Consider the following 1695-nt stretch of genomic DNA (forward strand, 5'->3'; position numbering starts at 1 on the left):
TGATGCATCCTTTAACAATTGCTTTGCTTTCTTAACATCAATTGTTAATTCAACTGATTCTGGAACCTGATGACCATATAATACTGCAGGAATTAATCCTTCCCGTCGTAGCGCTTTAGTTTTGCTACCTTCAGGTCTTTTTTGACATTCTACTGTAACTTCCATCTTGACTTTTTGTCTCTTATATGTGCTTATTGATTATACCAAAATCTTAGAACAAGAATTTAACTTCTGACTTCTGACTTCTGACTTCTGACTTCTATGACGATAACAACGCCCGCTTAGGTCCATGAATAGGGTCTTCCACCACAATAGTCTGGTCACGACTAGCCCCAAGAGACACAATAGCAATAGGAACCTTCATCAACTCTGCCAAAAACCGTAAATAATCCAAAGCTTGCTTGGGTAAATCTTCCAGAGTTCGACAATCTACAGTTGACTGTTGCCAACCAGGCAAAGTTTGATAAATGGGCTTACACTTAGCTAATTGTATAGAACTACTAGGAAAATCTTCGCAACGCTCACCCTCCATATCATAAGCCACACAAACCTTAATCTCATCCAACTCATCCAACACATCCAACTTAGTAATCGCCATACAGTCCATACCATTAATTCTCACTGCATAACGTCCAATTACTGCATCAAACCATCCACAACGACGTTTACGACCAGTAGTTGTCCCAAACTCAGCTCCGCGATCGCCTAGTAATTCCCCAACCTCATCTTTAGCTTCTGTGGGAAATGGTCCTTCTCCCACTCTAGTAGTATAAGCCTTAGCTACTCCAATCACTCGGTCGATCATTGTCGGTCCTACACCAGTACCTACACAAGCACCTCCTGCCACTGGATTTGAGGAAGTAACATAAGGATAAGTACCATGATCTAAATCCAATAGAGTACCTTGCGCTCCCTCAAATAAAATATTCCGTCGCTGCTGAATGGCATTATAGATATTCAAAGACGCATCTATAACATGAGGTCTTAAGCGATCGGCAAACTTCAAATATTCACTTACCACCTCGTCTGGGTCTAAGGGCGATAGATTATAAAGCTTATCTAGAATTACATTTTTATAGTTAACCGTCCAATTTACCTGCTCTCTCAATCTCTCTGGACTAATCAAATCAATCATCCGAATCCCTGTCCGCTCAGACTTATCGGCATAAGTTGGACCAATACCCCTGCCTGTCGTCCCAATTTTTTGACTGCCCCGACGTTCCTCCGATGCCTTATCTATCAGTCGATGATAAGGCATTGTTACATGAGCAGCTTGAGAAATCATCAACTTTGCCGTAGAAATGCCTAAAGCCTCTACCTGGTCTAGTTCCTCAATTAGAACTTTGGGGTCTATAACTGTTCCTGAACCAATGATACACTCAGTATCAGGATAAAGGATACCTGAAGGAATTAAATGTAGTTTAAATGTCTGGCCTTCAACAACTACTGTATGACCAGCATTTACGCCCCCTTGGTAACGCACAACTACATCTGCTGATTTGCTCAATAAATCAGTAATTTTTCCTTTTCCTTCATCGCCCCACTGGGCACCTATTACAATTACGTTAGCCAAGGGTTTTCTCTACGGATACTAAACACAATTTTTCATTGTTGCATCAACTTAAAATTAAGTCAATTGATTTTTGTTAACTTTTGTTAAAATGAACTGGATAAAGTAAATTTCTAGATCTGGAA

Annotated in this window: 1 protein-coding gene and 1 pseudogene; both read right to left on the reverse strand. The window is 40.4% G+C overall.

What is annotated here, in order from left to right; translation table 11 throughout:
- Positions 1 to 165 (reverse strand): annotated as a pseudogene (locus F6K22_RS40230) (50S ribosomal protein L25); the annotation flags it as partial.
- 94 nt (positions 166 to 259) lie between these two features.
- The gene (locus F6K22_RS40235; RefSeq protein WP_293110704.1) at positions 260 to 1573 is read right to left on the reverse strand and encodes an adenylosuccinate synthase; all 1314 of its coding nucleotides are present in this window, start codon (positions 1571 to 1573) and stop codon (positions 260 to 262) included.
- Positions 1574 to 1695 lie beyond the last annotated feature (122 nt).

This window comes from Okeania sp. SIO2F4 (assembly GCF_010672385.1).
GTDB lineage: Bacteria > Cyanobacteriota > Cyanobacteriia > Cyanobacteriales > Microcoleaceae > Trichodesmium.